This is a genomic window from Pseudomonas sp. HMWF006 (assembly GCF_003061205.1).
In the GTDB taxonomy this organism is placed as follows: Bacteria; Pseudomonadota; Gammaproteobacteria; order Pseudomonadales; family Pseudomonadaceae; genus Aquipseudomonas; species Aquipseudomonas monsensis.
This window is the reverse complement of record NZ_QAIU01000539.1, coordinates 9,710-14,479: the sequence shown is the minus strand read 5'-3', so window position 1 is coordinate 14,479 and position 4,770 is coordinate 9,710. Positions and strand designations below refer to the sequence as shown.

At 61.3% G+C, this 4,770-nt stretch carries 5 protein-coding genes; 2 read left to right on the top strand and 3 right to left on the bottom strand.

Annotation, left to right across the window (positions count from 1 at the left end; translation table 11 throughout):
• Nucleotides 1-1,267: class II 3-deoxy-7-phosphoheptulonate synthase (locus DBR24_RS24310; RefSeq protein ID WP_128616004.1), on the top strand; the 1,267-nt coding region annotated here is incomplete at its 5' end.
• Between the two features lie 117 nt (nt 1,268-1,384).
• On the opposite strand, the gene DBR24_RS24305 is transcribed toward DBR24_RS24310, so the two are convergent.
• Nucleotides 1,385-2,611: a winged helix-turn-helix domain-containing protein gene (locus DBR24_RS24305; RefSeq protein WP_128616003.1), complete on the bottom strand. Its 1,227-nt coding sequence runs from the start codon at nt 2,609-2,611 to the stop codon at nt 1,385-1,387.
• A 64-nt stretch (nt 2,612-2,675) separates the two neighbouring features.
• Entirely contained in the window at nt 2,676-2,897 is a 222-nt protein-coding gene (locus tag DBR24_RS24300) for a DUF1127 domain-containing protein (RefSeq protein WP_123466535.1), read from the bottom strand.
• Between the two features lie 96 nt (nt 2,898-2,993).
• On the opposite strand from DBR24_RS24300, the gene DBR24_RS24295 reads away from it, so the two are divergent.
• Complete coding sequence (locus DBR24_RS24295; protein ID WP_177490677.1) at nt 2,994-3,848, top strand: LysR substrate-binding domain-containing protein; 855 nt, start codon at nt 2,994-2,996, stop codon at nt 3,846-3,848.
• Here the strand turns inward: DBR24_RS24295 and DBR24_RS24290 are convergent.
• Nucleotides 3,838-4,587 carry a sulfite exporter TauE/SafE family protein gene (locus DBR24_RS24290; protein ID WP_177490676.1) on the bottom strand — a complete coding sequence of 250 codons (750 nt, stop codon included), beginning with the start codon at nt 4,585-4,587 and terminating at the stop codon, nt 3,838-3,840. The genes DBR24_RS24295 and DBR24_RS24290 overlap by 11 nt on opposite strands.
• Nucleotides 4,588-4,770: the final 183 nt, after the last annotated feature.

Below are 4,770 nucleotides of genomic sequence, written 5' to 3'. Positions count from 1 at the left end.
GCGTCAGGTCGAGCAGACTCTGGCCAGCTACCCGCCGCTGGTGTTTGCCGGCGAAGCGCGCGAGCTGCGCCGGCAGTTTGCCGAAGTAACCCAGGGCCGGGCGTTCCTGCTGCAGGGCGGCGATTGCGCGGAAAGCTTTGCCGAGTTCTCTGCGGCGAAGATTCGCGACACTTTTAAAGTGTTGTTGCAAATGGCGATCGTCATGACCTTCGCCGCCGGTTGCCCGGTGGTCAAGGTCGGGCGCATGGCCGGTCAGTTCGCCAAGCCGCGCTCGGCCAACGATGAAACCCTCGACGGCGTGACCCTGCCGGCCTACCGCGGCGACATCGTCAACGGCATCGGCTTCGACGAAAAGAGCCGCGTGCCGGATCCGGAGCGCCTGCTGCAGTCCTATCACCAGTCCACCGCCACCCTGAACCTGTTGCGCGCCTTCGCCCAGGGTGGGTTTGCCGACCTGCATCAGGTGCACAAGTGGAACCTGGACTTCATCGCCAACTCGGCACTCGCCGAAAAGTACAGCCACCTTGCCGATCGCATTGATGAAACCCTGGCGTTCATGCGTGCCTGCGGCATGGACAGCTCGCCCCAACTGCGCGAAACCAGTTTTTTCACTGCCCATGAGGCGCTGCTGCTGAACTACGAAGAAGCCTTCGTGCGTCGCGACAGCCTGACCAACGATTACTACGATTGCTCGGCGCACATGCTGTGGATCGGCGACCGCACCCGTCAGCTCGACGGCGCCCATGTCGAATTCCTGCGCGGGGTGCACAACCCGATCGGAGTGAAAGTCGGCCCGAGCATGAACCCGGACGACCTGATCCGCCTGATCGACGTGCTCAACCCGGACAACGACCCGGGCCGCCTGAACCTGATCGCTCGCATGGGCGCGAACAAGGTCGGCGATCACCTGCCGGCGCTGATTCGCGCCGTACAGCGTGAGGGCAAGCAGGTGCTGTGGAGTTCCGACCCGATGCACGGCAACACGATCAAGGCGAGCAGCGGCTACAAGACCCGCGACTTCGCGCAGATCCTTGGCGAAGTGAAGCAGTTCTTCCAGGTGCACGAAGCCGAAGGCAGTTATGCCGGCGGGATTCACATCGAGATGACCGGGCAGAATGTGACCGAGTGCATCGGTGGTGCGCGGCCGATCACTGAAGATGGGTTGTCGGACCGTTATCACACCCACTGCGATCCACGGATGAATGCCGATCAGTCGCTGGAACTGGCGTTTTTGATTGCCGAAACGTTGAAACAAGTCCGGCGCTGAATCAGTCAGGTATCTCGCGCCTGAGAGGCCGCATTCGCGAGCAAGCTCGCTCCCACAGTGGATCTGTGTCGTTCACAAATCCACTGTGGGAGCGAGCTTGCTCGCGAAGAGGCCAGTTCAGTCACCGCCGATCTGCGCCAATGCCACCCGCAACCGCCCTGCACTCTGGCGCTGACAATTGAGCTGCACCCGCTCCAGCCCCAACCAATCCGCCATGCGCCGCAAATTCAAAGCCAGCGCCAGCACCCCCTCATCCTCCAGCCCCGGCGCCTCCTCGTGCAGCGCATGCACCGCCAAGCGTCCCGCCGCCCGCTCGGCGCGCAGATCGACCCGCGCGGCAATGCGCTCGTTGTGCAAAAAGGGCAGCACGTAATAGCCGTAGACCCGTTTGTGCTGCGGTGTGTAGATCTCCAGGCGATAGCGGAAATCGAACAACCGCTCGGTGCGACTGCGCTCCCAGATCAATGAATCGAACGGCGACAACAGCGCACTGGCGACGACTTTGCGCGGCACTTGCGGCTCCGGCAGGCAATAGGCGATCTGTCGCCAACCGGCGACTTCGCAGGTCTGCAACTGCCCGTCCTCGACCAGTTCCGCCAGACGCGGCCGGGCGTCCCCCGGGGTCAAGCGGAAATAATCGCGCAGATCCTTTTCCGTCCCCACGCCCAATGCCTGGGCCGCGTGCAGCAGCAAACCGCGCTGCGCTTCGGCTTCATCCGGCAGTGGCTGCTGCAGAATCGACAACGGGATGACCCGCTCCGGCAGATCATACAAACGCTCAAAACCCCGGCGGCCGGCCACGGTGACCTCGCCGGCGGCGAACAACCATTCCAGTGCATGCTTTTCCGCACTCCAGTCCCACCAGGGCCCGGCCTTGTCTTCGCGGGTCGACAAACTGCCGGCGCCCAATGCGCCCCGCTCCTCGACCGAGGCCAGGACCCGGCGAATCGTCTCCTGTTGTTCACGTCCGAACGTTGCCAGTTGCTGATAGATGTCCTCACCACGTTTGGCGCGCTGCATCCGCCAGCCCATCAGCGGATACATCGCCAGCGGCAGCAACGACGCTTCATGGCCCCAGTATTCGAACAGCGTGCGACGTCTACCCGAACTCCAGGCAGCCTGGTCGAGCAGATCAGAGGAATAGCAACCGAGGCGGGAAAACAAAGGCAGGTAGTGCGAGCGCACCACGGCGTTGACAGAGTCAATCTGCAGCAGACCCAGCCGTTCGATCAGACGATTGAGGTGTGGCGCCTTGACGGTCGACGGCTGGCGCCCGTTGAACCCTTGGGCAGCCAGCGCCAGTCGTCGCGCCTGTTTGAGGGAAAAGGACAGCGTCGCGGGCATGAACATCTCCTTGTCTGCTCGCAACCTACCTCACCGGAAAGGGGTTTGTGTAGTAAGTGCCTGATCATTTATGCATCGGATCGTCCCAGAACGGCCGCACCGCTTCGTGCTCGACGTCGGCCCGACTGACGCCGATGTCTTTCAACGCTTCATCACTCAGACTGGCGAGCAACTCGCGTTCGCGGTGAAGTTCGTACCAGCGGCTAAACTTGTGCAGCAGGTCGGAAACGATATGGCCGTGGCCGGAAAACTTTGTTTCGTCTACATACTCTCTTTGACCTTTCATCGCGTTGCCCTCCTTGTGGATGGCTCAAGTCTCGCGCCGACGCTAAGATCAATCCAACGAATGTTTCTGATGGCATGCATCACGGAGATTCATCAATTGTCGGCCTACCCCAGTATTGATACCGATGTTCTGCGCACCTTTGTCGCGATTGCCGATCAGGGCGGTTTCACCCGCGCCGGCGAAATGGTCAACCGCACACAGTCGGCGGTGAGCATGCAGATGAAGCGTCTGGAAGAGGACGTGTTGCAGCGCCAGTTGTTCGAGCGTGATGGTCGCCAGGTGCGCCTGACTGCCGAGGGCCAGGTCTTGCTCGGGTATGCGCGGCGCATCCTCAAGTTGCACAGCGAAGTGTTCAACACATTGCGCGAGCCGCACATGGTCGGCACCGTGCGCATCGGTACGCCGGATGATTACGTGATGCGTTTTCTGCCGGGGATCCTCTCGCGGTTTGCGCAGTTCTATCCGCTGATCCAGATCGAAGTGCATTGCGAATCGACCCGACAGCTGCTGCAGCGCACCGATCTCGACTTGTCGATCGTGACTCGCGAGCCGGGCAACGAGATCGGCCAGTTGTTGCGCAAGGAGCGTTTTGTCTGGGCCGAGGCACAGAACTTCAGTGCTCACGAACAGACGCCGCTGCCGCTGGCGATGTTCAACAGTGACTGTTTTTGCCGTTTGTGGGCCTGCAACGCACTGGACGCGATGGGCCGCGAATACCGCATCGCCTATAACAGCACCAGCCTGTCGGCGCTGATGGCGGTGGTGAGCGCCGGCCTGGCGATCACCGCGCAGCTGGAAAGCCTGATCACTCCGGACATGCGCATTCTCGGCGCCAACGAAGATCTGCCACTGTTACCCGAGGCAAGCATCATGCTGATCCGCAACCTGAACAATCCGTCGCCGATCACCGAATGCCTGGCCGAGCACATCGTCGAAGGCTTCAAACTTTAAACGCGAGCATCACCGCACACAGCACAAGAAAACCGCAAAACAGCCCGCGCAAGAGCTTTTCCGGCATCGCGTGGGCGACCTTCACCCCCCAACTGATGCTGGCCAGCCCCCCGATGGCCAGCGGCAAGCCGATCATCCAGTCCACTTCATGATGCACCGCGTACGTCACCAGCGTGACCCCGGTACTCGGCAATGCCAGGGCCAGCGACAAACCCTGAGCAACCACCTGAGTGGTGCCGAACAGGCTGGTCAACACGGGCGTCGCCACCACTGCCCCGCCGACACCGAACAAACCGCCCATGGTCCCGGAGGCCGCTCCCAGTACGCCGAGCCAAGGCCAGGAATAACGCATTTCGGACGTCGCCGCCGGACGCTTGCCGAACATTTTCAGCAAGTTATAGGCCGACAGCACCACAAGAAATGCGACAAAACCGATGCGCATGGTTTGCGCGTCGATACCCACCGCCCAGATCGAGCCGAGCCAGGCAAAGCAAAAGCCCATGACCGCCAACGGCATCGCATGACGCAGTTCGATGCGATTGCGCTGGTGATAGCGCCACAACGCCAGCATCACATTCGGCACCACCATGACCAATGCGGTGCCCTGAGCGATCTGCTGATCAAGGCCGAACCACACGCCCAGCAGCGGGATCGCGATCAAGCCGCCACCAATGCCGAAGATGCCACCGAGCGTACCGAGGGCGGCACCGAACAACAGGTACAACAAAAACTCCATCACAGGCGAATTCCTCTTACGTCAGGCGAATCATCCTACGCAGTCACGGCTGGCGGGGAAACGCACAGCGACGCACAATGGCTATGCAGATTTCGCACAGGCGTAGCTTTTTCATGAACCCCAACCAATTGACCGAGCAGCTCGGACTGTTTCTCGATGTACTGGAGAGCGGGAGCTTTTCCGCCG